This is a genomic window from Streptomyces platensis (genome assembly GCF_008704855.1).
GTDB lineage: Bacteria > Actinomycetota > Actinomycetes > Streptomycetales > Streptomycetaceae > Streptomyces > Streptomyces platensis.
The window spans coordinates 5732071-5757776 of the sequence record NZ_CP023691.1 but is presented as its reverse complement, the minus strand read 5'-3'; the positions used below and the strand labels follow the sequence as shown (position 1 = coordinate 5757776).

Below are 25706 nucleotides of genomic sequence, written 5' to 3'. Positions count from 1 at the left end.
ACTTATTGTATGTAAACGTCAACGATCTCGGCGGCCGCACCGGCCGCCACGGACCAGGGATACGCAACCGGCAACAGGAAGGGGAACCGCAGCATGAGCGGCACGGAGAACGGCGGCCACGGCGGCTCGGACGATCCGTTCGAGGAGGGCGGCACCTCCCTGCTCCGCCAGCCGAAGGCCGTCTGGGCCACGGCGGGCGCCTCGGTCGTTGCCTTCATGGGCATCGGCCTCGTCGACCCGATCCTCCCCTCGATCGCCCGGGGCCTGCACGCCACCAACAGCCAGGTCTCCCTCCTCTTCACCTCCTACTTCCTGATCACCGCGGTCGCGATGCTGGTCACCGGCTTCGTCTCCAGCCGTATCGGCGGCCGCAAGACGCTGCTGGCCGGGCTGGCGCTGGTGGTGGTCTTCGCGGCGCTCTCCGGAATGTCGGGGTCGGTCGGCGAACTGGTCGGCTTCCGGGCGGGCTGGGGCCTGGGCAACGCCCTGTTCGTCTCGACGGCGCTGGCGGTCATCGTCGGCGCGGCGGCCGGCGGAAGCAGCGCGGCGATCCTGCTGTACGAGTCCGCGCTGGGGCTCGGGATGGCCTGCGGCCCGCTGCTGGGCGCGGTCCTCGGCGACATGAAGTGGCGCTACCCGTTCTTCGGGACCGCCGTTCTGATGGCCGTCGGCTTCCTCGCCATCACGGTCTTCCTCAAGGAGCAGCCGAGGCCCGCCGCCAAGACCTCGCTCCTCGCCCCGGTCAAGGCGCTCGGCCACGGCGGGCTGGCCGCCACCGCCACCGCCGCCTTCTTCTACAACTACGCGTTCTTCACGGTGCTGGCCTTCACCCCGTTCGTGCTGAACATGTCCCCCTACGCGTCGGGCGGCGTCTTCTTCGCCTGGGGTGTGCTGCTCGCGGTGTTCTCGGTGATCGTGGCGCCCCGGCTCCAGCACCGCTTCGGCTCACTGAAGGTGCTGTGCGCCTCGCTGCTGCTGCTCGCCGCCGATCTGGTCGTGCTGGGCTACGGCGACCACACCACCGCGGTCGTCTGCACCGTCCTGGCCGGCGCCTTCATCGGCCTGAACAACACCGTCTTCACGGAACTGGCGCTGGGCGTCTCGGACGCTCCGCGCCCGGTGGCGAGCGCCGGCTACAACTTCGTGCGCTGGTTCGCGGCGGCGGCCGCGCCGTTCCTCGCGCCCAAGATCGAGGAGTGGACCGATATCCATCTCCCCTTCGTGGTCGCGGCCGTCGCCGCGGTGCTCGGCGCCGGCATCGTCGCCGTCCGGCGCCGCGCGCTGACCCTCGGGGCCGACGAGCAGGCACCGCGGCACGCGGCGGAGGACGGGGTCACCGCCTTCGCCCGCTGAGGCACACCGCGACCCCCCGCCCCACCCTGCGCCTCCCTGCCCCGCAAGCAAACTGACGCCCCGTCGGCTCTCCCTCCCGGAGAGCCGACGGGGCGTACCGCTACCGGCGGCGCGCGGATCAGTCGAGCGGAACGCCCGTGCGCAGCGGATCGCGCAGATCCGTGCCGTGCTCCAGCCAGCGCTTCTCCAGGGCCTCGGCGCCGTGCACCCGCTTCCAGGCCGCCTCGTTGGGCGTCATCGGCAGCAGCGGCAGAAAACGGACCGGCTCCCGCGGCTCATCCAGTTCGAGGTCCTCGACGAGACCACCGGGCGCCGCGACCAGCACCGAGGTGAACGTCGCACCCGGCCACAGCGGTTCACCCACGTCCAGCGAGGCGCCGGGCGCCACGACCACCCCCTCGACCTGCGGGGACGCGGCCAGCACGGCGAGCGGCCGGAGCGCCTTGTCGGTGTCGGCGAGGCCGCCCCGTACGGACAGCACGAGTTCGGCGCGCGGACCACGGAGCGGATCGGCCACTACGGCCGTGGGGTCGGCCATGGGCTGCGCGGACATCCCGAGCGTGGCGTAACGGACCACCCCGCTGTCCACGAAGCGGAGGACCTCGATACGGTCGGTCCCGAGGAAAGTGACGGCGGCGCGCGCGTCCGGCTCGCCCAGGGTGGTCCGCAACCGGGCCTCGACCAGCTCAAGAACGTCAGACATGGCGCGAGCATACGGCCGGTCACCCGTTCGGCCGTCACCCCTCCATGTGCTGCTGTGCGGCGCGCCCGTTCTTCGTATGGAACCGGCAAAGCGGCACCGCAACGCTTCAGGCGGCTGATAGCCTTGCCGTCTGGTCAGGGAATGACGTCGTCCCCCAACGGGGACCGGCCGGAGGAGGTGGGGCTGCGGTGGATCCGAGTCGACCGTGCAGTACCGATAGTTCTCCCGTCATTTCCCTCGCGCAGCGAATCTCCTGATCCGAGAGCTTCCGTACCCCGCCGCTCAGCGGTGAAACCAGGGAAGCACCTTTGCGCCGGAAGTAGATGCCGGAAGAGCGCCTTCGACTCTTTGTTCCGTGTTTTCTGCGAACTGCCGTCAGTGTCCCCGCACGGAGCGCCGCCCGCTTTGCGGACGTACAGCCGATGACGCCTCGTACGTCCACGTTCCGGGCAGCGTTGCCCCCCGCGCCCGCGCTGACGGCCGGCCCGTGAAGGAGCCTGCCATGTCGATGATCCGCGACCTGCGCGCCGCCGTCCGTCCGTCCCGGCGTCGCGATGACCGTCCGTACCCCTACGAGTCCGCCCCGGCCTGTGTGAACAGCGCCATCGTCGACTGCGGTGTCTACCGCGAGGGCCGCCGGGTGAGCGAGCACGTCACCCCGGCCGAGGCGATGGCCGGTGTGCGCACCGAGGGCGGCTTCGCCTGGATCGGCCTGCATGAGCCGACCGAGGCCGAATTCGCCGGTATCGCCCAGGAGTTCGGGCTGCACCCGCTCGCCGTCGAGGACGCCGTGCACGCCCACCAGCGGCCCAAGCTGGAGCGTTACGACGAGACCCTGTTCACCGTCTTCAAGACGGTCCACTACGTCGAGCACACCGAGCTGACCGCGACCAGTGAGGTCGTGGAGACCGGTGAGGTGATGTGCTTCACCGGCCGGGACTTCATCGTGACGGTGCGGCACGGTGGCCAGGGCTCGCTGCGCGCGCTGCGGCACCGGCTCCAGGACGACCCGGAGTTGCTGGCCAAGGGGCCCTCCGCGGTGCTGCACGCCATCGCCGACCAGGTCGTCGACGGCTATATGGCGGTGGCCGGTGCGGTGCAGGACGACATCGACGAGGTGGAGATCGATGTCTTCAGCTCCGGCACCAACGGCAAGGGCTCCCCGAAGGGCGGCGACGCCGGGCGGATCTACCAACTCAAGCGTGAGGTGCTGGAGTTCAAGCGGGCGGTGTCGCCGCTGCTGCGGCCGATGCAGCTGCTGAGTGAGCGTCCGATGCGGCTGGTGGACTCCGACATCCAGAAGTACTTCCGGGATGTCGCCGACCACTTGGCGCGGGTCAACGAGCAGGTGCTGTCCTTCGACGATCTGCTCAACTCCATCCTTCAGGCCAATCTCGCGCAGGCCGCCGTCGCGCAGAACGAGGACATGCGCAAGATCACGGCATGGGCGGCGATCTTCGCCGTACCGACGATGATCGCCGGGATCTACGGCATGAACTTCGACTACATGCCGGAGACGCACTGGGAGTACGGCTACCCGGCGGTGCTGCTGGTGACGGCCGCGATCTGTGTCGGCATCCACCGCGGGTTCAAGCGCAACGGGTGGCTGTGATCCCGGTGCCGGGCGCCCGCCCGGCGCCGCCCGCACGTCCGCGCATCTCAGCGCCTGGGCGGCCCCGGTCGCCCAGGGCAGGGGCGATTAGGCTGAGCCGTATGACGGAGACCGTGTCGCAGGCCCTGCACGATCGGGCGCTCATCGAAGAGGCCACGAAGAAGTCCGGCCTCATCTGGGTACGGGGGACGGCCGGCCCGTCCCGTGCGCTGTGGCATCTGTGGCTCGACGGAGCCGCCTGCCTCATCGGGGACGGCGCCGGCGAGCAGCCGCTGGCCGACCTCGGACTGGCCGACGGCGGGACGGCGACGGTCACCGTCCGCAGCAAGGACAAGGGCGGCCGGCTGGTCGCCTGGCAGGCCCGGGTCGTCGAGCTGTCCCCGGAGAGCGAGGCCTGGCAGGCCGCGGTCGACGAGCTCAAGGGCAAGCGGCTGAACGCGCCGGACGCGGACACCCTCACGGAGCGCTGGGCGCGCGAGTGCCGGGTGCTGCGGCTGGAGCCGACCGGGGAGACCACCCAGCGCCCCGGGCAGATGCCGGACGAGTCGCATGCCGCGCCGGCACCGGCCAGCCCCGCGATCACCCGGCGCCCCGTCCCGGCCGCGCTGCCGAAGCTGCTGCGGCGGGGTCGCAAGGGCTGAGCCCCGGGCGGCCGTCAGGAGCTCGGCCCCGTCCGCGGGACGAGAGGACCTAGTGACCCCCGCCGGAGATCCGGGTGCCGTAGTCCACGACCTGGTCCTTGTCCGGGGCCTTGAGGTCCACGCTCTTGCCCCAGTCACTCATCCGCACCACGCCCGCGCCGCCGGCCCGGTGCAGCCGCAGCGGGTAGGGCGTGCCCTCCAGCGAGACATCGAGGGTGCCGCCGGAGCCCGCGCCGGCGGTGAGCCGGATGGTGCGGACCCCGTCGAGGTCACCGCGGTCACCGGAGGTCAGCTTGCCGTGCAGGCCGAGCAGTCCGGCGAGCAGGGTGTCCTTGTCGGTGAAGCCGCTGAAGCGCTGGTAGACCGGGTCCTTGGCGGGCACCTTGACGTACTTGCCGCCGAGCTTCTGCGCCGCCGCCTGGTCGGGCGTGCCCGAGCTGCCGCTCTTCTCACCGGCCCAGAAGGCCGCGTCCGCCTTCAGATAGAGGGACTCGCCGACCCGCAGCAGCTGGAAGGCGGCCGCCTTGGTGGTCAGCTCGCCCTTGGCGCCGTCCTTCGCCAGGCTCATGTCGAGCTTGTAGGTGCGGCCCTGGCTGACGACATTGCCGGAGAGGTGCACCGTCTCGGCGCGCTGGGCCGCGGCCTTGGCCTTGGCCTCGACCTTCGCGGCGGGCAGCTTTCCCATGCCGTTGGTGCCGGCGTCCGGATCGGTCTCCCCGCCGCAGCCGGTCAGCGCCACGGCCAGTGCCGCGCAGACCGCCCCCGCGAGCGCAGCCCGTCCCGTACGACGGGTTCCGGGCAGGGGTCGGGGGCCGGACCCCGGGGGGATTGCGCTCACGTCGGCTCGGCCTCCTGATGCGGGTGATCTCGGCAGCAGTACGGCAGCGTACCTGGGCCGCGCCGGGTCGTCGGCGGGTGCGTGGCGGTCACCCTACGGCCTCTCTCACCGGGGCGGCGCAGAGCCGGGCGCGTTAGCCTGAACCCGGATTGATGCCTTATTTCGGGCCGAACGGGAGAAGGGCGGCGCTCCGTATGGCAGTCGTGACGCCCCGGGTCTTCGTCTCCCACCTCGCCGGCAGCGCCGTCTTCGACCCCAACGGCGACCAGGTCGGCCGGCTGCGGGACCTCGTCGCGCTGCTCCGGGTCGGCGACCGTCCGCCGCGGCTGCTCGGCGTGGTCGTCGAGGTGATCAGCCGGCGCCGGATCTTCGTCCCCATGACGCGGGTGACCGGGGTGGACTCCGGCCAGATCGTCATCACCGGCGTGGTCAACATGCGGCGCTTCGAACAGCGGGCGTCCGAGACGCTGGTGCTGGGCGAGCTGCTCGACCGGCGGGTGCGGCTGGTGGAGACCGGGGAGGAGGTCACCGTCCTCGACATCGGCATCACCCAGCTGCCGGCCCGCCGCGACTGGGAGATCGACAAGGTCTTCGTACGGAAGGGGAAGGGCGGGGCGCTGCGCCGCAAGGGAGAGGCGCTGACCGTGGAGTGGTCGGCGGTGACCGGCTTCTCGCTGGAGGAGCACGGGCAGGGCGCGGAGAGCCTGCTCGCCACCTTCGAACAGCTGCGGCCCGCCGACCTGGCCGGGGTGCTGCACCATCTCTCCGCCAAGCGGCGGGCCGAGGTCGCCGCGGCGCTCGACGACGACCGGCTCGCCGACGTCCTGGAGGAGCTGCCGGAGGACGACCAGGTAGAGATCATCGGCAAGCTGAAGGACGAGCGGGCCGCCGACGTCCTGGAGGCGATGGACCCGGACGACGCCGCCGATCTGCTCTCCGAGCTGCCGGAGGAGGAGAAGGAGCGGCTGCTGGCGCTGATGCGGCCGGAGGAGGCCGCCGATGTGCGGCGGCTGATGTCGTACGAGGAGCGGACCGCCGGCGGGCTGATGACCACCGAGCCGATCGTGCTGCGGCCGGACGCCACCGTCGCGGACGCGCTTGCCCGGGTCCGCGACCCGGACCTGTCCCCCGCCCTGGCCGCGCAGGTCTATGTCTGCCGGCCCCCGGACGAGACCCCCACCGGCAAGTACCTGGGCCTGGTGCACTTCCAACGGCTGCTGCGCGACCCGCCGTTCACCCTGGTCAGCTCGATCGCCGACACCGATCTGCCGGCCCTGCCGCCGGACACCCCGCTGCCGGAGGTGACCAGCTATCTGGCCGCGTACAACATGGTCGCCGCGCCGGTCGTGGACGAGAGCGGGGCGCTGCTGGGCGCGGTCACGGTCGACGACGTGCTGGACCATCTGCTGCCGGACGACTGGCGGGAAGACGGGCTGCACGGCTCGGCGACGGCCGGGCTGACCGGCAACGGCCGCCTCGGGAAGGCCGCGCATGGGCGCTGACGAGCGGGACGGCGGCAGGGAACGGTCGCGGGCGAACGGCGCCTCCGCGCTGCGCCGGGGTGCCGTGGACCGGCCACGGGTGCGCCTCGACCTGCCGCGCGCCCCGCGCCGTACGTTCCTGCCCGAGTACGACCCGGAGGCCTTCGGGCGGCTCTCGGAGAAGATCGCCCGCTTCCTGGGGACCGGCCGCTTCATCGTCTGGATGACCGTCACCATCATCCTGTGGGTCATCTGGAACACCACCGCGCCCAGCGGGCTGCGCTTCGACACGTACCCGTTCATCTTTCTCACGCTGGCGCTGTCGCTCCAGGCCTCGTACGCCGCGCCGCTGATCCTGCTGGCGCAGAACCGCCAGGACGACCGCGACCGGGTCACCCACGAACAGGACCGCAAGCAGAACGAGCGCTCCATCGCCGACACCGAGTATCTGACCCGGGAGATCGCGGCGCTGCGGCTCGGGCTCGGCGAGGTCGCCACCCGCGACTGGATCCGCTCCGAGCTCCAGGACATGCTCAGGGACCTGGAGCTGCGGCAGCCCGCTGACGCGGAGAGTGACGAACGCGACCGCTGACGGCCTTTCCGGAGGCCGCCTCATGAGCCGTACCATCGGGACATGGCTACCGACACGCCCCATGGCGCCACCCCGAGCGAGGACGCGGTCCGCGAAGCGCTCGCGACGGTGAACGACCCCGAGATCCACCGCCCCATCACCGAGCTGGGGATGGTCAAATCGGTGGACATCGCGGCGGACGGCGCGGTGGCGGTGGTGGTCTATCTGACCGTCTCCGGCTGCCCGATGCGCGAGACGATCACCAGCAATGTGCGCGAGGCCGTCGAGCGGGTCGAGGGCGTCACCTCCGTCGCCGTCGAGCTGGACGTGATGAGCGACGAGCAGCGCAAGGAACTGGCGGCGTCGCTGCGCGGCGGCACCGCCGAGCGTGAGGTGCCGTTCGCCCAGCCCGGTTCGCTGACCCGGGTCTACGCGGTCGCCTCCGGCAAGGGCGGCGTGGGCAAGTCGTCGGTGACGGTGAACCTCGCCGCGGCGATGGCGGCCGACGGTCTGAAGGTCGGTGTCGTGGACGCCGACATCTACGGCCACTCCGTGCCCCGCATGCTGGGCGCCTACGGCAAGCCCACCCAGGTCGAGAACATGATCATGCCGCCGTCGGCGAACGGCGTGAAGGTCATCTCGATCGGCATGTTCACCCCCGGCAACGCCCCCGTCGTCTGGCGCGGCCCGATGCTGCACCGCGCGCTCCAGCAGTTCCTCGCCGACGTCTACTGGGGCGACCTGGACGTCCTCCTCCTGGACCTGCCGCCGGGCACCGGCGATATCGCCATCTCGGTGGCCCAGCTCGTCCCGAACGCCGAGATCCTCGTCGTCACCACCCCGCAGCAGGCCGCCGCCGAGGTCGCCGAGCGGGCCGGTTCGATCGCCGTGCAGACCCACCAGAAGATCGTCGGCGTGGTCGAGAACATGTCCGGGCTGCCCTGCCCGCACTGCGACGAGATGGTCGATGTCTTCGGTACCGGCGGCGGCGAGCGGGTCGCCGAGGGCCTGACGAAGACGACCGGCACCCAGGTACCGGTGCTCGGTGCCATCCCGATCGATGTCCGGCTGCGCGAGGGCGGCGACGAGGGCAAGCCGGTCGTGCTGACCGACCCCGACTCCCCCGCCGGCTCGGCGATCCGCACCATCGCGGGCAAGCTGGGCGGCCGTCAGCGGGGCCTGTCCGGGATGTCGCTGGGGATCACCCCGCGCAACAAGTTCTGAGACGGCGGGAGGCGCGACGGCCGTAGGGGACGCCGCCTCCCGGCTCCCGGAGGATGTGCGAAGGGGCGGGCCCTTACGGGTCCGCCCCTTTTGCTGCCTTGCTGCCGCGCGCGGCCGTCCGGTCCCCCGGCGCGACCCGGCGTGCGCCCCGGCTCAGCCCTCGTACGCGGACAGGTCCTTGATCACCGAGAATCCCAGCCCGTACGCGCTCATCCCCCGCCCGTAGGCGCCGATGTGCACGTCCTCAGAGCCTTCGCCCGCCGAGCCGGCCAGCACCCAGCCGTACTCGGACTCGCGGTAGGCGAACGACGTGGGCACCCCGTCCACCGGCAGCATCAGCTCGCTCCAGCTGCCGCCGCCGAGATCGTCGGCCAGCTCCCAGGCGAGCATCGTCTGCTGGTCCAGCCAGTCCTGGCGCAGTGTCCGGTCCATCTGGGTCGGCCAGGTCTGCGCGAGCAGCCCCGACCCGGCGAGCCAGGCGGCCGTCGAGACCGAGGTCGCCTCCAGGACGCCGGTGCCGTCACCGCTGCGCCGCACGGGGCGGCTGGCGACCGTCACCACGACCGCGAACCGCTCGTCCTGCGGCGGCTCCACCTTGATGGTGGGCTCCTCGCCGTGGCCGGTGGCGCCGTGCTCGACGGTGCCGTCCGCGGCCGCGCCGACCTGCATCAGCCAGCGCGGACCGGTGAATGCCTCATCGAGGCCGTACCACGGGAACGCGGCCAGCAGATAGCCGTCGACCTTCCGGCCGGCGCCGGCGGCCGCCTCATGTGTCGCTGACGGACTGGTCGTCTCCATCTGCGCGGAGCCTCCTTGTTGCCCTGCGTCGTGGGCGGCCCGCCCCCCTCAGGCGACCGAACCCCGGACACCCGGAGCATAGCCATAGGCTTCCACACAGACAGTCATACCGGTGTGTGTCAGGTGGCGTCGGCGTCGAACGGCGGACGCTCGTCCGGCTGAGCGGTCCTCTTGACCATGTCGGGGCGCCCGGCGGAGGCGGCCGGGGACTCCTTGGACAGGCTCGGGCCGGAGCCGTTCGAGGGCGTGGCGGAGGAGGCGCTGTCGTCGCCGTGGACGGCGTCGGTGACCTCGGCCATCTCCTTCTTCAGGTCGAAGCCGTTACGGATCTCCTGAAGGTCCTTGAGGCCGTACTCGTCCTTCTCCAGGACGTGCTTGCGCACGAAGTTCTTGGGCTTGAGGTCCTCGAACTCGAAGTCCTTGAACTCCGGCCCCAGCTCGCTGCGGATGTCTTCCTTGGCGCTGTCCGAGAACGCCCGGACCTTGCGGACGAAGGACATCACGTCCTGGATGACCTTGGGGAGCTTGTCCGGACCGAAGATGAGCACGGCAAGGATCACGAGCGCCACCAGCTCGAGGGGTCCTATGTCGAAGAACACCTTGCAGCTCCTTGGGTTATCCGCGGCCTTCGGTGGCCTAGGGGCCAGGCCGCCTATCACGGTACCTGGCCCCGTACGTCGGGCGGGAGTCGCCCGCCCCAACACCATGCAAACGATCAGCCCGTGCTGGAGGATCCCAGGCTGAGCCGGACGGACCGCTCCTTACCGCCCCTTCGGACGGTCAGCACCAGCGTGTCGCCGGGCCGGTGGCTGCGGATCTTGACGATCAGCTCCTCACCGCTGTGCACGGGGGCGCCGTCGACCTTGGTGATCACGTCGCCGGCCTTGATCCCGGCCTTGGCTCCGGGTCCGCCCGGGAGGACCGGCTGCCGGCCGTCCTTGCTGCGCTCACTGACCCGCGCGCCGTCGCCCGCGTACTCCATCTCCAGCGTGACGCCGATCACCGGGTGTGTCGCCCGGCCGGAGTTGATCAGCTCCTCGGCCACCCGCTTGGCCTGATTGATGGGTATGGCGAAACCCAGCCCTATGCTGCCGCCCTGGGCCTGGCTGTCGCCGTCCGGGCCGCCGCCGCTGTCGGCCGCGCGGATGGCGCTGTTGATGCCGATCACCCGCGCCTTGGCGTCCACCAGCGGACCGCCGGAGTTGCCCGGGTTGATGGGGGCATCGGTCTGCAGGGCGTCCACATAGGACACATCGCTGCCGTCGCCCTTCTTGCCGCCCGCGGTGATCGGGCGCTGCTTGGCGCTGATGATCCCGGACGTGACGGTGTTGGCGAGGTCGAACGGTGCGCCGATCGCCACCACCGGGTCGCCGACCCGCACCGAGTCGGAGTTGCCGAGGGTGAGCGGCCGCAGCCCCGCCACGCCCTCCACCTGGACGACGGCGAGGTCATAGCCACCGTCCCGGCCGACGACCTTCGCCTTGGCCGTCTGACCGCCGCTGAAGGTCACCGAGATCTCGCCGCCGCTGCCGGCCGGTTCGACCACGTGGTTGTTGGTGAGGATGTGCCCCTGGTGGTCGAGGACGAAGCCGGTGCCGGTCCCCTGCTCGGCGCTGCCCCGCACGTGGAGGGTGACCACCCCCGGCAACGCGGTCTGCGCGATCCCGGCGACGCTGTCGGGCTTACGTCCCCCCTCATCGGCCCCGGACTGCGACAGCTCGATGTCGCTGAGCCCGCCGTACCGCTCGACGTACGCGCCGATGCCACCCCCGACACCCCCCGCGAGCAGGGCGAGCGCCACCGCCCCGGCGACCAGCGGTCCCCGACGACTACGGCGGCCGGCCGGCGGCACGACGGGCCCGCCCTGCAACGGCGCGCTCCAGGGGTCGTACTGATGCCAGGCGCCTTGGGGGGTGGGGGTGTGGTGGGGGCCGGTGGGGCCGCCGGGGCCGGTGGGGCCGGGCTGCGGGCCCGATGCGTGGGGCGCGGTTGCCGAGGCCGGGCGGGGGCCGCCGTCGCCGGGGTGGGGGATGAAGGCGCCGTCCGTGCCCTCCTGCGGCGCGTCGGGTCCGGCGACGGGCGCGGCCGGGGCATCCGTGGGGGCGCTCTGTGAGCCGGTGGCCCCGGGGGCGGCTGTCTGCCCGTGGGTCGTGGCTTGCCCGGGGGCCGTGGCCTGCGCGGGGGCGGGCTGCGGGGCGCCGGTCTTCTGGAGACCCGGCCGGTGGGGTACGGCCGGGTCGGCGTCCGGCTGGGGGCGTGCGGCGTCGGCCGCCCCGGCCGGGTACGGCTGCTCGGCACCCGGTGCGAGCGGCGCGCGCTCCTCACCGGTCGTGCCGGACGGCACGGCGGGCGCGGGTGACTGTGGCGGGCCCGGGTAGGCCGCGGCGGGCATCGCGGCCTGCGGGGTGGCCGGGGCGCCGTACGGGGGCAGCGGCCCGGCCTGCGGCGGAAGCGCCGTGCCCGGTGCGGGCGTCGCCATCGGCCGCTGCACGGGCGGCGCGGGCGCCCAGGGCCCGGGACCACCGTAGGGAGGGGTGCCGTACGGGTCCTCGGCATGCAGCGGCTGCTGGGGCGCGGCGGCCGGGGACTCGGTCGGGGCGGGGGCTGCGGGCGGCGGCGGAGTGGGGGCCGGCGGGGTGGCCGTGGCGGCGGGTGCGGGGGCGGCCGTGGCAGCCGCGGCGCCGCGGATCTCGGCGTGTGCGGGCGTCGCGGGCGACACCGGAGCGGCTTCGGGGGCGGCCGCGGTAGGCATCGTGGCCGTGGTGTCCGCCCCGTCCGGGTTCCGGGTGGGCAGACCGGCCCCGTCCCGCGCGTCCTCGCGCACCCGCCCCAGCGTCACCGTTGCCGGGGCGGTCCGGGCAGCCGGAGCGGCCTCGTCCGGTGCGTCCGCACGCACCCGCCCGAGCGTCACGGTCCCCGGCTCCGGCCGCGCACCGCCGGTCCGGCCGTCCACGGCCGCGGCGGCCTTCTGGTCCGATCCGGCCCCGGCTGTCGTGGCCGCGGCGACCGTCAACTCATCGTCGGGTCCGGCCACTTCGGCCGTCTCGGCAGCTCCGGGCGTCCCGGGCGCCACCACGCCGTTCCGCGGCTCCGGCGGACGCACGGTCCAGTCCTCTTCCTGCTGCCCGGCGGACGCACCGGGCACGTGAGGCAGCCGGGCGGTCAGCGCCTCGGCGGTATCGGACACCGCGGCACCGACCCGCCCGGACCCGTCCTGGCCGACCGGCCCGGACCCGTCCTGCGAGCCCGGCGCCGCGCCCGATGCATCCCCCCGCTCCGGAGGACGCACGATCCAGTCCTCGCCGCTGTGGCGCACGCCGGACATGCCGGAGCCCTCGGTCCGCGTTCCGTCCGACGGACTACCGGCGGGCGGCGGCGTCTGCGGGCCGGCCTCGGCGGACGGTTCCGTGCCCGTGCTGCTCCCCGGACGGCTCCACCACTTCAGCTTCGACCCGGCGGCCTTACCGTCGTCCATGCTCTCCCCAGAGTTCGCCCGCGTCGTGCGCGGGCCACCACCACCTCGCGGACGCGCCCGGTCAGGGGTGCGCCGCCCCACAGCGATTCAACCAGTTCCGTGTGGGGCCGCGCAGGGGACGGTCAGCGCCGGGCGGAGGCTCCGCCCTCGGCGAAGGGGCCCGCCGCGGCCGCGGAGCCGATCAGCGGACGCTTGGGCTCCAGCGGTGGGAGCGCCGGCGGGTTCTTCCGCACCGGGGAGTTGCCGGTGGCGGTGGTCAGGGGCGCGAGGTGATACGGCGACGCCGGACCGCTCCCGGCTATCAGCGGGGAGAGGCCGAAGCGGCCGGCCGGCGCGGAGGGCAGTGCCGCCGCCGTCGCATAGGGGGCGGGGGGTGCCGCACCGGGGCCGTACAGGGCCATGGCGCTGGGGGCCGGGGCCAGGGTCGGGCCGCCGGACGGCGGCCGGCCGGCGGAGTTCTTGGCGGCGAACTCCGCGCCGCGGAGCAGGGAACCGCTGTCGGCGGCCGGGCTGACGCTGAGCGGGGTGACGGTCGTGCCGCCGCTGTCGACGCGTCCGCCGGGCAGGTCGACGGCCGCTTCCAGCGGCAGGGCGCCGCCCAGCGCGAAGGCCGCGAGGGAGACCGCGCCGGCCGCCGCGAAGGCGAACCGCCGCCGCTGCGCGGGACGGTCGACCTCGTGCACCCGGAAGCCGCGGCCGCGCGACTGGGTGGGAAGCGCCGCCATGGCATGGCCGGAGTGACCACCGGAGGGGACGTAGCGGAACGCGCTGCCGCCTCTGGCGAAGTCGCCGCGTCCGAGCGCGCCGTTGCCGAGCCGGCTGCCGGGGCCCTCGGGGTCGCCGCCGGGCAATTGCTGAAGCCGTGCCAGCAGGCCCTCGGACGGCCCGGGGAGTGCCGCCTGGGCGAAGACATTTTTCAGCCGACGCTGGGCGTCGGCCTCCGCCTTGCATTTGCCGCAGGTCGCGAGATGCGCGAGCACCCGCTCGCGCGCGTCATGCCCCAACTCGCCGTCGACCAGGGCCGCAAGGCGGTCGCCGAGATGCTGCTCGGCGGGGGACGGACCGCCGTTGCCGCTCACGCGATTCCGACCTCCTGCGAGGGCACCACGGCCAGCGAGCGCCGCTGCTCGCGCTCTTCGGCGCGGGTGGCCGGGGCCCGGTGCTTGAGGGACTTGCGCAGATGGGAGCGGCCGCGGTGGATCCGGCTGCGGACCGTGCCCAGCTTGACGCCGAGAGTCGCGGCGATCTCCTCGTAGGAGAGGCCCTCGATGTCGCACAGCACGACCGCGGCGCGGAACTCCGGCGCCAGGGTGTCCAGCGCCTGCTGCACATCGGCGTCGAAGTGGGTGTCGTTGAAGTGCTGCTGCGGGGAGGGCTCGCGGCTGGGGAGCCGCTCGGCCGCGTCGTCACCGAGCGCGTCGAAGCGAATACGCTGCCGGCGCCGGACCATGTCCAGGAAGAGGTTGGTCGTGATGCGGTGCAGCCAGCCCTCGAAGGTGCCGGGGGTGTACGTCGACAGCGAACGGAAGACGCGGACGAACACCTCCTGGGTGAGGTCTTCGGCGTCGTGTTGATTGCCGGTGAGGCGATAGGCGAGGCGGTAGACCCGTGCACTGTGAGTGCTGACGATCTCCTCCCAGCTGGGCGGAGTCCACGCCTGCGCATCCGCGTCTGCGGCAAAGGTCGCGGTGGTCGCGGAGTCGGAGGTGGAGGCCCCTCCCCTGCCCTTCGGGCCATGGGGGCGGAAACGGTCAGCAGTGTTTGTCACGGATTTCGGCTCGGCGAACGACCTTTTCAAGCGCCTCAGCACCCCTCGGTCACCCGCCGCAGCCGCACCTCCCCTGGTGGCTCTGGTGGTGTCCAGTAGAGCCCCTACCATATCCACCTCGCCCGTTAGCTCCGGATAAGCAGTTTTGACCTGCATTTGGTCCTGCTTCTCGCCCTGGTTCGCGTCTCGCGCGGTCGTCACCGTGCATCCCCCCGTCATCCCGCTACCCCTCCTTAACGTCCAGTCCCATCTGCGGGTTCCCGCACGCAGCGGATACAGTCACGGTTGCGTCAACTACGGGGACAGGAGAGGGCCATTACCGGCAACCGGCAGACGAGCTTGGCATTCGCCGAGGCGTACGGCGCCGGGACCATCGACGACAGCGCCGAGGCCGCCCTGCACTGGTCCCGTGACCGCGCGCGGGAAGCCGGTATCCGCACGGTGACCACCGGCACCGGCTCGGCCCTCCGTCTGCTCGCCGCCGCCGTGGACGCCAAGGCGGTCGCCGAGATCGGCACCGGCACGGGCGTGTCGGGCATCTACCTCCTGCACGGCATGCGCCCCGACGGGGTGCTGACCACCGTGGACCTCGAACCCGAGCGGCAGGCGTTCGCCAAGCAGGCGTTTCGTGCGGCGGGCTTCGCCGGGAACCGCGCCCGCTTCATCCCCGGACGGGCCCTGGACGTACTGCCCCGGCTCGCGGACGGCGGATACGACCTCGTGTACTGCGACGGCGACCTGATGGAGTGCTTGGAGTACCTCGCTGAATCGTTGCGGCTGCTGCGCCCCGGCGGCCTGGTCTGCTTCGAAGGCGTCTTCGCTGACGGCCGTACGGTCGATTCGGCGGTGCAGCCCGCGGAGGTGCTGCGGCTGCGGGAACTACTGCGGGCCGTAAGAGAGAGCACGACTCTCGTACCGTCCCTGTTGCCGGTCGGTGACGGACTGCTCTGCGCCGTCAAACGCGGTTGACCCACGCAGCACCGGATATACGAAACGGCCCCGGCACGCGGCGCGCCTTCACTGCGCGCCCCATGCCGGGGCCGTCATACGGCTGGGGATACCGGGGCCAGCCCCGGGAAACCGCCGGTTGCGCCGCCCTTGTCAGACGGTGACCTTGTCCAGGGCCTCACCCAGCGCCTTGGCTTCGTCGGGGGTCAGCTCGACGACGAGCCGCCCGCCGCCTTCGAGCGGAACACGCATGACGATGCCCCGCCCCTCCTTGGTCACCTCGAGCGGGCCGTCGCCCGTCCGCGGCTTCATGGCCGCCATGCTCGTTCCCCTTCCTGAAACCAGCTCATCTCAGCCGACGGCCCGAATAGGCACGTGTCACCGGCATCGAACACATTGCTTCCAGGCCATTATCCCGCATCGAACGACCCGATGACCAACATCGGGCTGCATCCCTTCGGCAACGCGCTCCCGCAAACCCCCGCAATTCGGAGAGGTGGCTGCAATACTTCTCCACCCGCCGACCCCCGGCGCGCCCGCAATCTTTGATGTACGTCACATGCCGAGGCCCGATGATCTCCGGCATCCTGAGCGCTGACTGCCGCTGCCGAGCAGTCCGAGCCGCGACGGAGGGGACTCCCACTATGGCCGACACCGTGCTCTATGACGTGACCGACGGACTCGCGACGATCACGCTCAACCGCCCCGACGCGATGAACGCGCTGAACATCGAGGCGAAGGTCCTGCTGCGGGACACGCTCCAGGAGGCCGCCGCCGATTCCGCCGTGCGCGCCGTACTGCTGACCGCCACCGGGCGCGCCTTCTGCGTGGGGCAGGACCTCAAGGAGCACATCGGCCTGCTGGCCGAGGACCGGGCCACCGGCTCCGGGAAGACCATGAACACCGTGCGTGAGCACTACAACCCGATCGTGACGGCGCTGACGGAGATGCCCAAGCCCGTAGTGGCGGGCGTCAACGGCGTCGCCGCGGGCGCCGGCGCGGGCTTCGCGATGGCCGCCGACTACCGCGTGGTCGCCGACTCCGCCTCCTTCAACACCTCCTTCGCGGGAGTCGCGCTGACCGCGGACTCCGGGATGTCCTGGACCCTGCCGCGGCTGATCGGCCAGGGCCGGGCCGCCGACCTGCTGCTCTTCCCGCGCAACGTCAGTGCCCAGGAGGCGTACGAGCTGGGGATCGCCAACAAGGTCGTGCCGGCCGAGGAGCTGGCAGCGGAGGCCGCGGCCGTCGCCCGGCGGCTGGCCCAGGGCCCGACCGCCGCGTATGCCGCGCTCAAGGAGTCGCTGGCCTACGGGGCGGGGCACTCGCTCGTCGAGACCCTCGGCAAGGAGGACGAACTCCAGGGCCGGGCCGGGGCGTCGGAGGACCACCGGATCGCGGTCGAGGCGTTCGTGAAGAAGGAGAAGCCGGTCTTCCTGGGCCGCTGACCCGCCCCGGTCCCGGCCCCGCCGGGCGGCCGGGTCAGCCGGCCGCCGCCTCCACGGCCGCCCGGACGTGGCACTCCGCCAGATGGTCGTTGACCAGGCCACACGCCTGCATCATCGCGTAGGCGGTGGTCGGGCCGACGAAGCGGAAGCCGCGCTTCTTGAGGTCCTTGGCGAGCGCCGTGGACTCCGGGGTCGTCGGCTGGAGATCGTCGACGGTACGCGGCACCGGCCGGCCCGCCCGGGCGGGCGCGAAGGACCAGATCAGGTCGTCGAGCTCGCCGGGGGCCAGCCCGGCGGCGACCTTGGCGTTGTTGATCGTCGCGGCGATCTTGGCGCGGTTGCGGATGATCCCGGGGTCGGTGAGCAGCCGCTCGGCGTCCGCGTCCGTGAACCGCGCCACCTTCGCGATGTGGAAGCCGGCGAACGCGGCGCGGAAGCCGGGGCGGCGGCGCAGGATCGTGATCCAGGAGAGCCCGGACTGGAACGCCTCCAGGCTCATCCGCTCGAAGAGGGCGTCGTCGCCATGGACCGGCAGGCCCCATTCGGTGTCGTGGTAGGCGCGGTAGTCGGCCATCTGCGCCGACTCCAGTCCCCACGGGCAGCGCGGGATGCCGTCCGGTTCCCTCACCACGCCGCTCATGCCTGCTCCTCGTCGTCCGGCCGCGGTCCGGGCGCTTCGGGGGCGTCCGCGGTTTTCCGGTCGCCGGGCCTCGGGGCGGGCCCCGTCTCCGGCACCGGCCCGAGCACCGGCGGGCCGTCCTGTATCAGCCCCGGGCCGCCCATGGCGGAGGCATGCGCCCCGGCCAGCGCGGCCTCCAGCTCGGCGATCCGGGCGTCCCGCTCGGCGAGTTCGGCGCCCAGGCGGTCCAGGACGTCGTCGACGTCGTTCATGCGATAGCCACGGACGGTGACCGGGAGACGCACGGCGTCCACATCGGCGCGGGCCACCGGGCGGTCCTCCGGCAGCGGGTCGTGCAGCCGGTCCGGCTCGGAATCCCGCAGCCCACCGCCGTCACCACCACCGACGACCACGAGCGTGACCGCGGCCACCACCACGACCATCGCGATCAGCAAGAACCAGAACACGACCAACTCCCCGGACTATGTGCCTGCACTGATCGTGCCATGCGGGTGTGACAGTTAGGGTCGCTCCCGGACCACGGAGAGGGAGTCAGGGAATGCTGCGGCTGGGGAATCGCGAGTTCGGCGCGCACGAGCCGGTGATCATGGCGATCGTCAACAGGACGCCGGACTCGTTCTACGACCAGGGCGCCACGTTCCGTGACGAGCCCGCCCTCGCCCGGGTGGAACAGGCGGTGGCCGACGGTGCCGCGATCATCGACATCGGCGGCGTCAAGGCCGGTCCCGGCGAGGAGGTGAGCGCCGAGGAGGAGGCCCGCCGCACGGTCGGGTTCGTCGCCGAGGTCCGCAAGCGCTTCCCCGATGTGGTGATCAGCGTCGACACCTGGCGGCACGAGGTCGGCGAGGCGGTGTGCGAGGCCGGGGCGGATCTGCTCAACGACGCCTGGGGCGGCGTCGATCCACGGCTCGCCGAGGTTGCCGCGCGCTATGACGTCGGCCTGGTGTGCACCCACGCGGGCGGCGCCGAGCCGCGGACCCGGCCGCACCGGGTGACCTACGACGACGTGATGGCGGACATCTTGCGGGTGACGCTCGGACTGGCCGAGCGGGCCGTGGAGTTGGGCGTCCGGCGGGACGCGATCATGATCGATCCGGGGCACGACTTCGGGAAGAACACCCGGCACAGCCTGGAGGCGACCCGCCGGCTCGGCGAGATGGCGGATACCGGCTGGCCGGTGCTGGTGTCGCTGTCCAACAAGGACTTCGTCGGCGAGACGCTCGACCGACCGGTCAAGGAGCGGGTGCTGGGCACCCTGGCGACCACCGCCGTCTCGGCCTGGCTGGGCGCCCAGGTCTACCGCGTCCACGAGGTCGCCGAGACCCGGCAGGTGCTGGACATGGTGGCCTCGATCGCCGGCCACCGGCCCCCGGCGGTCGCCCGCCGGGGACTGGCCTGAGGGCGGCGGCCCTTAGGGCTCGTACGAACAGATGCCGTAGGGGGTGGCTGGGCCCCCTCGGGGCCGCAACGGGATGGGAGGCGATGGCATTCCCGGGCCTCGCCGGCCGGCGGGAGCCCGGGTGGTGCCGGACGGCAGGAGCCCGGCCGGCGCCAGTCAGCGGCCCCTCGGACCCCCGGGCCGCCCCCGTCCCCGTCCCTAGATCCCGACCTCCTTGGTCACCAGGGCGATTGCCTCGTCGACGTCGTCGCTGAGGTGGAAGAGTTCCAGGTCGTGCATGGACGCCTTGCCCTGGGCGATGAGGGTGTCGCGCAGCCAGTCGACCAGGCCGCTCCAGTAGGCCGTGCCGAACAGCACGATCGGGAAGCGGGTGACCTTGCGGGTCTGGACGAGGGTGAGCGCCTCGAAGAGCTCGTCGAGGGTGCCGAGGCCGCCGGGGAGCACCACGAATCCCCGGGCGTACTTCACAAAGCACGTCTTGCGGACGAAGAAGTAGCGGAAGTCCACGCCGAGGTTCACGTACTCGTTCATGCCCTGCTCGAAGGGCAGCTCGATGCCCAGCCCGACGGAGGTGCCACCGGCCTCGTTGGCGCCCTTGTTGACGGCCTCCATGGCGCCGGGGCCACCGCCGGTGATCACCGCGAAGCCGGCGTCGACCAGGGCCCGGCCGATCCGTACGCCGGCGTCGTACTCCTTGGAGTCACGCGGCGTACGGGCCGAGCCGAAGACGCTGACGGCCGGACCCAGCTCGGCCAGCGCGCCGAAGCCCTCCACGAACTCCGACTGGATGCGCATCACGCGCCAGGGATCGGTGTGCACCCACTCGGAGGGGCCTTCGGAGTCCAGCAGCCGCTGGTCGGTGGTGCCGGCCTGCACCTGCTCCTGGCGGCGCAGTACGGGACCCAGCCGCTGCTCCTCAGGGACCGGTGCTCCCTCGGGACTGGCCATGTCGTGCTCCCTCCGCTGGCAGATCGTTTGCCTGTTCAGCGTAGATCCGACGACATGAAGTGCAGGGGAATTCGGCGGGGAGGCGAGCGGTCGGCGGCGGGCCCGGGGGGCGTCAGGCCGTCAGCCAGGCGCGCAGTCGTTCCTCGCAGTGCAGGATGCGGTCGATTTCCACCCGTTCATCCTTCTTGTGCGCCAGCAGGGAGTAGCCGGGGCCGTAGTTGACGGCCGGGACGCCCAGGGAGCTGAAGCGCGAGACATCGGTCCAGCCGAACTTGGGCATCGCGGTGCCGCCGACGGACTCCATGAACGCCTTGGCCGCCGGGTGGGACAGTCCGGGCAGTGCGCCCGGGGAGTGGTCGTCGATGACGAACTCGTCCACCGGGCAGTCCGCGAAGACCTCGCGGACGTGGGCCACCGCCTCGTCGGGGGTGCGGTCCGGGGCGTAGCGGAAGTTCACGGTGACCGTGCAGGCGTCCGGGATGACGTTGTTGGCGACGCCGCCCTCGATGCGTACGGCGTTGAGGCCCTCGCGGTATTCGAGGCCGTCGATCACCGGGCGGCGCGGCTCGTACGCGGCGAGCTTCGCCAGGATCGGGGCGGCGGCGTGCAGCGCGTTGGCGCCCATCCAGCTGCGGGCGGAGTGGGCGCGCTCGCCGGTGGTGCGCAGCAGGACCCGCAGGGTGCCCTGGCAGCCGCCCTCCACCTGGCCGTCGGAGGGCTCCAGGAGGACGGCGAAGTCACCGGTGAGCCAGTCGGGATGGGCGTCGGCGACATGGCCGAGGCCGTTGAGGTGCGCGGCGACCTCTTCGTTGTCGTAGAAGACGAAGGTCAGGTCGCGGTTGGGGGCCGGGACGGTGGCGGCCATCCGCAGCTGGACGGCGACGCCGGACTTCATGTCGCAGGTGCCGCAGCCCCACAGGACGCCGTTCTCGTCCAGCCGGGAGGGGACGTTGTCGGCGATCGGCACGGTGTCGAGGTGTCCGGCGAGCACCACCCGCTCGGCGCGGCCCAGGTTCGTGCGGGCCACGACGTTGTTGCCGTAGCGGTCGACGGTGAGGTGCGGGAGCGCGCGCAGCGCGTGCTCGACGGCGTCGGCGAGGTCCTTCTCGTTGCCGCTCTCGGAGGGGAAGTCGACGAGCTGCGCGGTGAGCGCGGCGGCGTCGAGCGAGAGGTCGAGGGCGGGGTGATCTGTGGAGCGCTCCATGGATCCGACCCTATCGGCAGCACTCCAGTACGGTGGGCCCGTGTCCGCACAGCCCTCCTCTCCCCGCCGCCGCGCCCGCCTGTGGCGTGCCGCCGCAGCCGTCGCCGTACTGATCGGACTGGCCGGCTATCTCGTGGTCCAGTACGTGACCGGTGGCCCCGGAGCACCGCAGTGCACGGTGCGCGCCGAAGGGGACGCGAAGGAGTACGAGCTGTCCCCGGAGCAGGCCGCGAACGCCGCGACGATCTCGGCGGTGGCGTCCTCGCGGGGGCTGTCGGAGCGGGCGGTGACCATCGCGCTGGCGACCGCGATGCAGGAGTCGGGGCTGCGCAACATCGACTTCGGTGACCGGGATTCGGTCGGGCTCTTCCAGCAGCGGCCGTCGCAGGACTGGGGCACCGTGCAGCAGATCATGGACCCGGTCTATTCGGCCGGGGAGTTCTACCGGCATCTGGCGAAGGTGCCCGGCTACTCCCGGCTGCCGCTGACCGTCGCCGCGCAGAAGGTGCAGCGCAGCGGCTATCCGCAGGCCTACGCGAAGCACGAGGCGAACGCCGCACGGCTGACCGGCGCGCTCTCGGGCCGCGACCGGGACGCGATGACCTGCACGGAGAGCCGCCCGGTGGACGGGCAGGCGAGTGGCGCCGCGGCGGTGCGGAAGCGGCTGGTGCGGGAGTTCGGCGCCGGGGTGCTGCCGCGGACGGGCGACGGCAAGGGCCGTGCCACCGGCGGCGGGAGCGGCGTGACGATACCGGTGCGGCAGTCCGGTGCGGTGGGCGCGGGCGACGCCGAGCGGCGCGGCTGGGAGCTGGCCATGTGGGCGATGGCGCACTCCGCCGAGCTGCGCATCGAACAGATCTCTTATGCCGGCCGGATGTGGCAGGCGGACGATGCGGGGAAGGGCTGGCAACGGAAGCCGGCCGATTCCGCGGTGGCCGCGCAGCATGTGCGGATCGTCACCGCGCAATAGTTTGCCGGGTCCCCCGGAAGGGGCACCGCCATCAATTCCCTTTTACGGAAGGCGAGTTGGCCGTTTTTTGCTCGACCCCGCGGTCAATTCCCTTGTACGCAAAGGGCTGTGACGTTTCCGCGGCGCCTCGGCGTGTGCACATATTGCCCGTCTTTATCCAGGGCCGATTATGTGACGCGTTACCAACTCTTTACCGGAGTTCACCGCAACCTTCGGGGTTCTGACGCGGTAGTCAGTGCGTCCGCCAGGCGGACATGGCACATCTGTCAGAAGAACGAGTCCTTCTCCGTAAAAGGAGCACCATGTCCCTCCCCGTTACGCGTCGGATCGCCCGAGCCGCCCTGCTCGTTGCAGCGGGTGCCGCTCCCGTGGTCGCTGCGGCCGGCTCCGCGAGCGCTGCGGAGCTGCCCACCAAGGCACTCGGCGGACTGACGGCGCCCCTGGACTCCCAGAACACCAGCGAGACCCTCGACCACACCGCGCGCGACGGCGTCGGCCTGGTGAACGCGGCCGGCAGCAAGGCCGCCACGAAGCTCGCCCCGGCGCTCGTCGAGACCGCCGGCCCGGTCGTGAAGAAGGCCATGCCGTTCACCCAGGCCGCCGTTGACAAGGCGGAGAGCGTGGCCCGCCCGATCGCCAAGAAGGGCGTCTCGACCAGCTCGCTGCCCCTCGACGCCGCCAAGGGGCTCGTCGGCTCGCCCAAGGGCCTGCTCGCGCCCGCCACCGGCCTGCTCGGCGGTCTGCCGCTCGGCGGCCGCTGACCGGCGGTCCGCCCGTACGACGCGCAGGGGCCCGGGGAGTTCGCTCTCCCCGGGCCCCTGCGCGTGTCAGCCGCTGCTCACTGCGCCAGCCGGCGCACCGCCGCGTCCACCCGCTCGTCGGTGGCGGTGAAGGCGATCCGTACGAACCGCTCCCCCGCCGGGCCGTAGAACTCGCCGGGGGCGACGAGGATGCCGCGCTTGGCGAGGTCGCCGACGGTGTCCCAGCAGGGCTCGTCGCGGGTCGCCCAGAGGTAGAGCGCGGCCTCGCTGTGCTCGATGCGGAAGCCGGCGGCCTCGAAGGCACCGCGCAGCGCGGCGCGGCGGCGGGCGTAGCGGGCACGCTGCTCGGCGACATGGGCGGTGTCGCCCAGCGCCGCGACGGTGGCGGCCTGCACGGGTGCGGCGATCATCATGCCGCCGTGCTTGCGGATCTGCAGCAGGTCGCCGAGGACCGCGGCGTCACCGACGAGGAACGCGGAGCGGTAGCCGGCCAGGTTGGAGCGCTTGGAGAGCGAGTGGACGGCGACCAGGCCGTCGTGGGAGCCGCCGCAGATGTCCGGGTGCAGTACGGAGACCGGGTCGGCCTCCCAGCCCAGTTCCAGGTAGCACTCGTCGCTGAAGACCAGCACGCCGTGCTCACGCGCCCAGGCGACCGTGCGGCGCAGTTCGTCGGCGCTCAGCACCCGGCCGGTGGGGTTGGACGGCGAGTTCAGCCAGAGCAGCTTCAGACCGCTGGGGTCGAGTTCGGTGGGGTCGTCGTAGACGACCGGCTCGGCGCCGGCCAGCCGGGCGCCGACCTCGTAGGTCGGGTAGGCCAGCCGGGGGTAGCCGACCTTGTCGCCGGGGCCGAGGCCCAATTGGGTGGGCAGCCAGGCCACCAGCTCCTTGGAGCCGACGACCGGCAGCACATTGGTGTGCTCCAGGCCCCGGGCGCCGAGCCGCTCGGCGGCCCAGCCGGTGAGCGCGTCCCGCAGTGCGGCCGTGCCCCACACCGTCGGGTAGCCGGGGCTGTCGGCCGCGTCGGTCAGCGCCTGCCGCACCAGCGCGGGGACCGGGTCCACCGGGGTGCCGACGGACAGGTCCACGATGCCGTCGGCGTGCGCGGCGGCCGTGGCCTTGTAGGGCTCCAGGCGGTCCCACGGGAAGACCGGAAGGCGGTCGCGGAGCGATGCGCGGGGGGATTCGGGCCGGGGTGACGGTGCTGCGCCCACGGTGCTCTCTTTCTCGGGTGGTGCGGGGCCCTCGGCGGAAATGCTGCGGTCCCGTACGGCGGCAGGCCGTACGGGACCGGGGCGGCGCCGTCGACCTCCCGTGGCTGACACTGGAGGTGCCCCCAACGACACGGGAGCAAGAGGGAGCGGGCAGGCTCCCCCTTGATCCTCGGTCGTTACTGGTTCTGCGGCGGCAGGGCCGCGATGAAGGGGTGGTCCCGCTCGATCAGACCGAGCTTGCTGGCGCCGCCGGGCGAGCCGAGCTCGTCGAAGAACTCCACATTCGCCTTGTAGTAGTCCTTCCACTCCTCCGGGGTGTCGTCCTCGTAGAAGATCGCCTCGACCGGGCAGACCGGTTCACAGGCACCACAGTCGACGCATTCGTCCGGGTGGATGTACAAGGACCGGGAGCCCTCGTAGATGCAGTCGACCGGGCACTCCTCGATGCACGCCTTGTCCTTGACGTCGACACAAGGCTGCGCGATGACGTAGGTCACGCTGTCGTTCCTCCTCGGTAGGGCCGGCGGACCGATTGGCAGTACCGCCGCTGGGCGCGCGGGAGCGCGGCGTCGTCGATGCCCGCCATCTAGTATCTCCGTTCCCGGGCGCGAGACGAACAAGAGGGGCGGTTTGAGCGATGGAATTCCTGGCCGGCGGACGCGCGGAGGTCCGGATCACCCGTGCTGACGTGGGCAAAAGGGTATCCGTCCGGCGTCTGACCGGGGGTGGTGCGGGGGTTCCCCCGTTCACCGACGCGGTCGGCGTTCTCACATCCTGGGATCAAGGTGTGCTGAGCATCACACGGCGCAGTGGCGAGACCGTACGGATCGAGGAGTCCTCGCTGGTGGCCGCGAAGGTGGTGCCGGACCGTCCCGCGACCGCCCGGCACGGGGCCGCGCGGCCGTCCTCGGGAGAGCCGGCCCGGCGGCGGGGGCCCGCCGCAACCGCCCGCGAGCTCCAGACCGTCGCGGCCCGCGGCTGGCCCGCCGTGGAGACGGCACATCTCGGGGAGTGGACGCTGCGGGCCTCCGGAGGTTTCACCCGCCGCGCCAATTCCGTGCTGCCGCTCGGCGACCCCGGGGTCCCGCTGGAGGTGGCACTGGAGCGGATCGGCCAGTGGTATGACGAGCGTGGTCTGCCGCCGTTGATCATGGTCGCCACCGGGCAGGCCGATACCGATGAACGGCTGGCCGCGGAGCTGGCGGAGCGCGGCTGGACCGGCGAGCGGCACACCACCGTCCGGATCGCGGCGCTGGCGCCGCTCGCCGACACCGACGCCGACACCGGTGGCGTCACGCTGTCCCGCGAGCCCGGCGCGGAGTGGCTGGCGCTGTACAACCGGACGGGCGAGGCCGCCGCGTCGGAGGAGGCCACCCGGATCGCCCGGCAGGTGCTGACCGGCGGGCCGTCGGTGTGGTTCGCGACGGTGGCCGGCGCGGACGGCGGGACGGCGGCGATCGGCCGGCTGGTCGTCGACGGGCGCTGGGCGGGCTTCGCGGCGCTGGAGGTGGCCCCGGCCGCACGGCGCCAGGGGCTGGCCACGCTGGTGATGACGGCGCTCGCCGAGCGGGCCCTGGAAGAGGGCGCCTCGGCCGCGTATCTCCAGGTCGAGGCCGACAACGCGGACGCGCTCGCGTTCTACGGCCGGCTGGGCTTCACCGAGCACCACGGCTATCACTACCGGCGTGCCCGGCCCGGCGGCCGGCGCTGAAGGGT

26 protein-coding genes are annotated in these 25706 nt (G+C 72.3%); 12 read left to right on the top strand and 14 right to left on the bottom strand.

Annotated elements, in window-relative coordinates; all coding sequences use genetic code 11:
• The first annotated feature begins 93 nt into the window (after window positions 1-93).
• The gene (locus CP981_RS25625) at window positions 94-1353 is read left to right on the top strand and encodes an MFS transporter (protein ID WP_085925093.1); all 1260 of its coding nucleotides are present in this window, start codon (window positions 94-96) and stop codon (window positions 1351-1353) included.
• A gap of 118 nt (window positions 1354-1471) precedes the next feature.
• On the opposite strand, the gene CP981_RS25620 is transcribed toward CP981_RS25625, so the two are convergent.
• Entirely contained in the window at window positions 1472-2056 is a 585-nt protein-coding gene (locus CP981_RS25620; RefSeq protein WP_085925092.1) for a suppressor of fused domain protein, read from the bottom strand.
• A 502-nt stretch (window positions 2057-2558) separates the two neighbouring features.
• Here CP981_RS25620 and CP981_RS25615 point away from each other — a divergent pair.
• Together CP981_RS25615 and CP981_RS25610 are read left to right on the top strand one after the other, a co-directional pair.
• Window positions 2559-3668: a magnesium and cobalt transport protein CorA gene (locus tag CP981_RS25615; protein ID WP_085925091.1), complete on the top strand. Its 1110-nt coding sequence runs from the start codon at window positions 2559-2561 to the stop codon at window positions 3666-3668.
• A 101-nt stretch (window positions 3669-3769) separates the two neighbouring features.
• Window positions 3770-4309: a ferredoxin reductase domain-containing protein gene (locus CP981_RS25610; protein WP_085925090.1), complete on the top strand. Its 540-nt coding sequence runs from the start codon at window positions 3770-3772 to the stop codon at window positions 4307-4309.
• 49 nt (window positions 4310-4358) lie between these two features.
• Here the strand turns inward: CP981_RS25610 and CP981_RS25605 are convergent, their stop codons facing one another.
• A complete protein-coding gene (locus tag CP981_RS25605; RefSeq protein WP_244329787.1) occupies window positions 4359-5147 on the bottom strand; it encodes a hypothetical protein in 789 nt (262 codons plus the stop codon).
• Between the two features lie 194 nt (window positions 5148-5341).
• Here CP981_RS25605 and CP981_RS25600 point away from each other — a divergent pair, with 194 nt between their 5' ends.
• From CP981_RS25600 to CP981_RS25590, 3 genes are read left to right on the top strand one after another with little or no spacing between them, the layout of a single operon-like run.
• The gene (locus CP981_RS25600) at window positions 5342-6649 is read left to right on the top strand and encodes a magnesium transporter MgtE N-terminal domain-containing protein (RefSeq protein ID WP_085925089.1); all 1308 of its coding nucleotides are present in this window, start codon (window positions 5342-5344) and stop codon (window positions 6647-6649) included.
• Window positions 6639-7220, top strand: a complete 582-nt coding sequence (locus CP981_RS25595) for a DUF1003 domain-containing protein (protein ID WP_085925088.1) — start codon at window positions 6639-6641, stop codon at window positions 7218-7220. The genes CP981_RS25600 and CP981_RS25595 overlap by 11 nt, the downstream gene beginning before the upstream one ends.
• Before the next feature lie 42 nt (window positions 7221-7262).
• Window positions 7263-8423: an Mrp/NBP35 family ATP-binding protein gene (locus tag CP981_RS25590; protein WP_085925087.1), complete on the top strand. Its 1161-nt coding sequence runs from the start codon at window positions 7263-7265 to the stop codon at window positions 8421-8423.
• A 153-nt stretch (window positions 8424-8576) separates the two neighbouring features.
• On the opposite strand, the gene CP981_RS25585 is transcribed toward CP981_RS25590, so the two are convergent.
• From CP981_RS25585 to sigE, 5 genes are all read right to left on the bottom strand, one after another.
• Window positions 8577-9221: a hypothetical protein gene (locus CP981_RS25585; protein ID WP_085925086.1), complete on the bottom strand. Its 645-nt coding sequence runs from the start codon at window positions 9219-9221 to the stop codon at window positions 8577-8579.
• A gap of 119 nt (window positions 9222-9340) precedes the next feature.
• A complete protein-coding gene (locus CP981_RS25580; protein WP_085925085.1) occupies window positions 9341-9820 on the bottom strand; it encodes a sec-independent translocase in 480 nt (159 codons plus the stop codon).
• Between the two features lie 116 nt (window positions 9821-9936).
• Window positions 9937-12696, bottom strand: a complete 2760-nt coding sequence (locus tag CP981_RS38205) for a trypsin-like peptidase domain-containing protein (RefSeq protein WP_425282161.1) — start codon at window positions 12694-12696, stop codon at window positions 9937-9939.
• A gap of 122 nt (window positions 12697-12818) precedes the next feature.
• The gene (locus tag CP981_RS25570) at window positions 12819-13775 is read right to left on the bottom strand and encodes an anti-sigma factor family protein (protein ID WP_085925084.1); all 957 of its coding nucleotides are present in this window, start codon (window positions 13773-13775) and stop codon (window positions 12819-12821) included.
• The gene (gene sigE / locus CP981_RS25565) at window positions 13772-14464 is read right to left on the bottom strand and encodes an RNA polymerase sigma factor SigE (protein ID WP_085925083.1); all 693 of its coding nucleotides are present in this window, start codon (window positions 14462-14464) and stop codon (window positions 13772-13774) included. Before sigE ends, CP981_RS25570 begins: the two co-directional genes overlap by 4 nt.
• A 285-nt stretch (window positions 14465-14749) precedes the next feature.
• Here sigE and CP981_RS25560 point away from each other — a divergent pair, with 285 nt between their 5' ends.
• Window positions 14750-15433, top strand: a complete 684-nt coding sequence (locus CP981_RS25560) for an O-methyltransferase (protein WP_042148253.1) — start codon at window positions 14750-14752, stop codon at window positions 15431-15433.
• A gap of 132 nt (window positions 15434-15565) precedes the next feature.
• On the opposite strand, the gene CP981_RS25555 is transcribed toward CP981_RS25560, so the two are convergent.
• A complete protein-coding gene (locus CP981_RS25555; protein ID WP_006603288.1) occupies window positions 15566-15733 on the bottom strand; it encodes a DUF3117 domain-containing protein in 168 nt (55 codons plus the stop codon).
• Window positions 15734-16056: 323 nt separating this feature from the next.
• On the opposite strand from CP981_RS25555, the gene chcB reads away from it, so the two are divergent.
• Window positions 16057-16857 carry a 2-cyclohexenylcarbonyl CoA isomerase gene (chcB, locus tag CP981_RS25550; RefSeq protein WP_085925082.1) on the top strand — a complete coding sequence of 267 codons (801 nt, stop codon included), beginning with the start codon at window positions 16057-16059 and terminating at the stop codon, window positions 16855-16857.
• A gap of 34 nt (window positions 16858-16891) precedes the next feature.
• On the opposite strand, the gene CP981_RS25545 is transcribed toward chcB, so the two are convergent.
• Both CP981_RS25545 and CP981_RS25540 read right to left on the bottom strand, forming a co-directional pair.
• The gene (locus CP981_RS25545; RefSeq protein WP_085925081.1) at window positions 16892-17497 is read right to left on the bottom strand and encodes a DNA-3-methyladenine glycosylase I; all 606 of its coding nucleotides are present in this window, start codon (window positions 17495-17497) and stop codon (window positions 16892-16894) included.
• Entirely contained in the window at window positions 17494-17943 is a 450-nt protein-coding gene (locus CP981_RS25540) for a DivIVA domain-containing protein (protein WP_085925080.1), read from the bottom strand. Before CP981_RS25540 ends, CP981_RS25545 begins: the two co-directional genes overlap by 4 nt.
• Window positions 17944-18035: 92 nt before the next feature.
• Here CP981_RS25540 and folP point away from each other — a divergent pair, with 92 nt between their 5' ends.
• Window positions 18036-18896 (top strand): dihydropteroate synthase, encoded by an 861-nt coding sequence (gene folP, locus CP981_RS25535; protein ID WP_085925079.1) that lies wholly within the window; start codon window positions 18036-18038, stop codon window positions 18894-18896.
• A 198-nt stretch (window positions 18897-19094) separates the two neighbouring features.
• Here folP and CP981_RS25530 read toward each other — a convergent pair whose 3' ends face one another.
• Both CP981_RS25530 and dapE read right to left on the bottom strand, forming a co-directional pair.
• Window positions 19095-19844: an LOG family protein gene (locus tag CP981_RS25530; RefSeq protein WP_085925078.1), complete on the bottom strand. Its 750-nt coding sequence runs from the start codon at window positions 19842-19844 to the stop codon at window positions 19095-19097.
• 112 nt (window positions 19845-19956) lie between these two features.
• On the bottom strand, window positions 19957-21048 hold the full coding sequence (dapE, locus tag CP981_RS25525; protein WP_085925077.1) for a succinyl-diaminopimelate desuccinylase: 1092 nt from the start codon (window positions 21046-21048) through the stop codon (window positions 19957-19959).
• Between the two features lie 40 nt (window positions 21049-21088).
• Between dapE and CP981_RS25520 the strand changes: the two genes are divergently transcribed.
• A complete protein-coding gene (locus CP981_RS25520; RefSeq protein WP_085925076.1) occupies window positions 21089-22018 on the top strand; it encodes a VldE C-terminal domain-containing protein in 930 nt (309 codons plus the stop codon).
• 302 nt (window positions 22019-22320) lie between these two features.
• Window positions 22321-22779, top strand: coding sequence for an ATP-binding protein (locus tag CP981_RS25515; protein WP_085925075.1), 459 nt, complete (start codon window positions 22321-22323; stop codon window positions 22777-22779).
• Window positions 22780-22856: 77 nt separating this feature from the next.
• Here the strand turns inward: CP981_RS25515 and dapC are convergent, their stop codons facing one another.
• Window positions 22857-23990 (bottom strand): succinyldiaminopimelate transaminase, encoded by a 1134-nt coding sequence (gene dapC / locus CP981_RS25510; protein ID WP_085925074.1) that lies wholly within the window; start codon window positions 23988-23990, stop codon window positions 22857-22859.
• A 176-nt stretch (window positions 23991-24166) separates the two neighbouring features.
• Complete coding sequence (gene fdxA, locus CP981_RS25505) at window positions 24167-24487, bottom strand: ferredoxin (RefSeq protein WP_018089397.1); 321 nt, start codon at window positions 24485-24487, stop codon at window positions 24167-24169.
• 140 nt (window positions 24488-24627) lie between these two features.
• Here fdxA and CP981_RS25500 point away from each other — a divergent pair, with 140 nt between their 5' ends.
• A complete protein-coding gene (locus tag CP981_RS25500; RefSeq protein WP_085925073.1) occupies window positions 24628-25701 on the top strand; it encodes a GNAT family N-acetyltransferase in 1074 nt (357 codons plus the stop codon).
• Window positions 25702-25706: the final 5 nt, after the last annotated feature.

Excerpts from the sequence above, each read along its gene's own strand:
- CP981_RS25625 (WP_085925093.1), top strand. The coding sequence starts at position 94 with ATGAGCGGCACGGAGAACGGCGGCCACGGCGGCTCGGACGATCCGTTC.
- CP981_RS25620 (WP_085925092.1), bottom strand. The coding sequence starts at position 2,056 with ATGTCTGACGTTCTTGAGCTGGTCGAGGCCCGGTTGCGGACCACCCTG.
- CP981_RS25615 (WP_085925091.1), top strand. The coding sequence starts at position 2,559 with ATGTCGATGATCCGCGACCTGCGCGCCGCCGTCCGTCCGTCCCGGCGT.
- CP981_RS25610 (WP_085925090.1), top strand. The coding sequence starts at position 3,770 with ATGACGGAGACCGTGTCGCAGGCCCTGCACGATCGGGCGCTCATCGAA.
- CP981_RS25600 (WP_085925089.1), top strand. The coding sequence starts at position 5,342 with ATGGCAGTCGTGACGCCCCGGGTCTTCGTCTCCCACCTCGCCGGCAGC.
- CP981_RS25595 (WP_085925088.1), top strand. The coding sequence starts at position 6,639 with ATGGGCGCTGACGAGCGGGACGGCGGCAGGGAACGGTCGCGGGCGAAC.
- CP981_RS25590 (WP_085925087.1), top strand. The coding sequence starts at position 7,263 with ATGGCTACCGACACGCCCCATGGCGCCACCCCGAGCGAGGACGCGGTC.
- CP981_RS25585 (WP_085925086.1), bottom strand. The coding sequence starts at position 9,221 with ATGGAGACGACCAGTCCGTCAGCGACACATGAGGCGGCCGCCGGCGCC.
- CP981_RS38205 (WP_425282161.1), bottom strand. The coding sequence starts at position 12,696 with ATGGACGACGGTAAGGCCGCCGGGTCGAAGCTGAAGTGGTGGAGCCGT.
- CP981_RS25555 (WP_006603288.1), bottom strand. The coding sequence starts at position 15,733 with ATGGCGGCCATGAAGCCGCGGACGGGCGACGGCCCGCTCGAGGTGACC.
- chcB (WP_085925082.1), top strand. The coding sequence starts at position 16,057 with ATGGCCGACACCGTGCTCTATGACGTGACCGACGGACTCGCGACGATC.
- CP981_RS25545 (WP_085925081.1), bottom strand. The coding sequence starts at position 17,497 with ATGAGCGGCGTGGTGAGGGAACCGGACGGCATCCCGCGCTGCCCGTGG.
- folP (WP_085925079.1), top strand. The coding sequence starts at position 18,036 with ATGCTGCGGCTGGGGAATCGCGAGTTCGGCGCGCACGAGCCGGTGATC.
- CP981_RS25530 (WP_085925078.1), bottom strand. The coding sequence starts at position 19,844 with ATGGCCAGTCCCGAGGGAGCACCGGTCCCTGAGGAGCAGCGGCTGGGT.
- dapE (WP_085925077.1), bottom strand. The coding sequence starts at position 21,048 with ATGGAGCGCTCCACAGATCACCCCGCCCTCGACCTCTCGCTCGACGCC.
- CP981_RS25515 (WP_085925075.1), top strand. The coding sequence starts at position 22,321 with ATGTCCCTCCCCGTTACGCGTCGGATCGCCCGAGCCGCCCTGCTCGTT.
- CP981_RS25500 (WP_085925073.1), top strand. The coding sequence starts at position 24,628 with ATGGAATTCCTGGCCGGCGGACGCGCGGAGGTCCGGATCACCCGTGCT.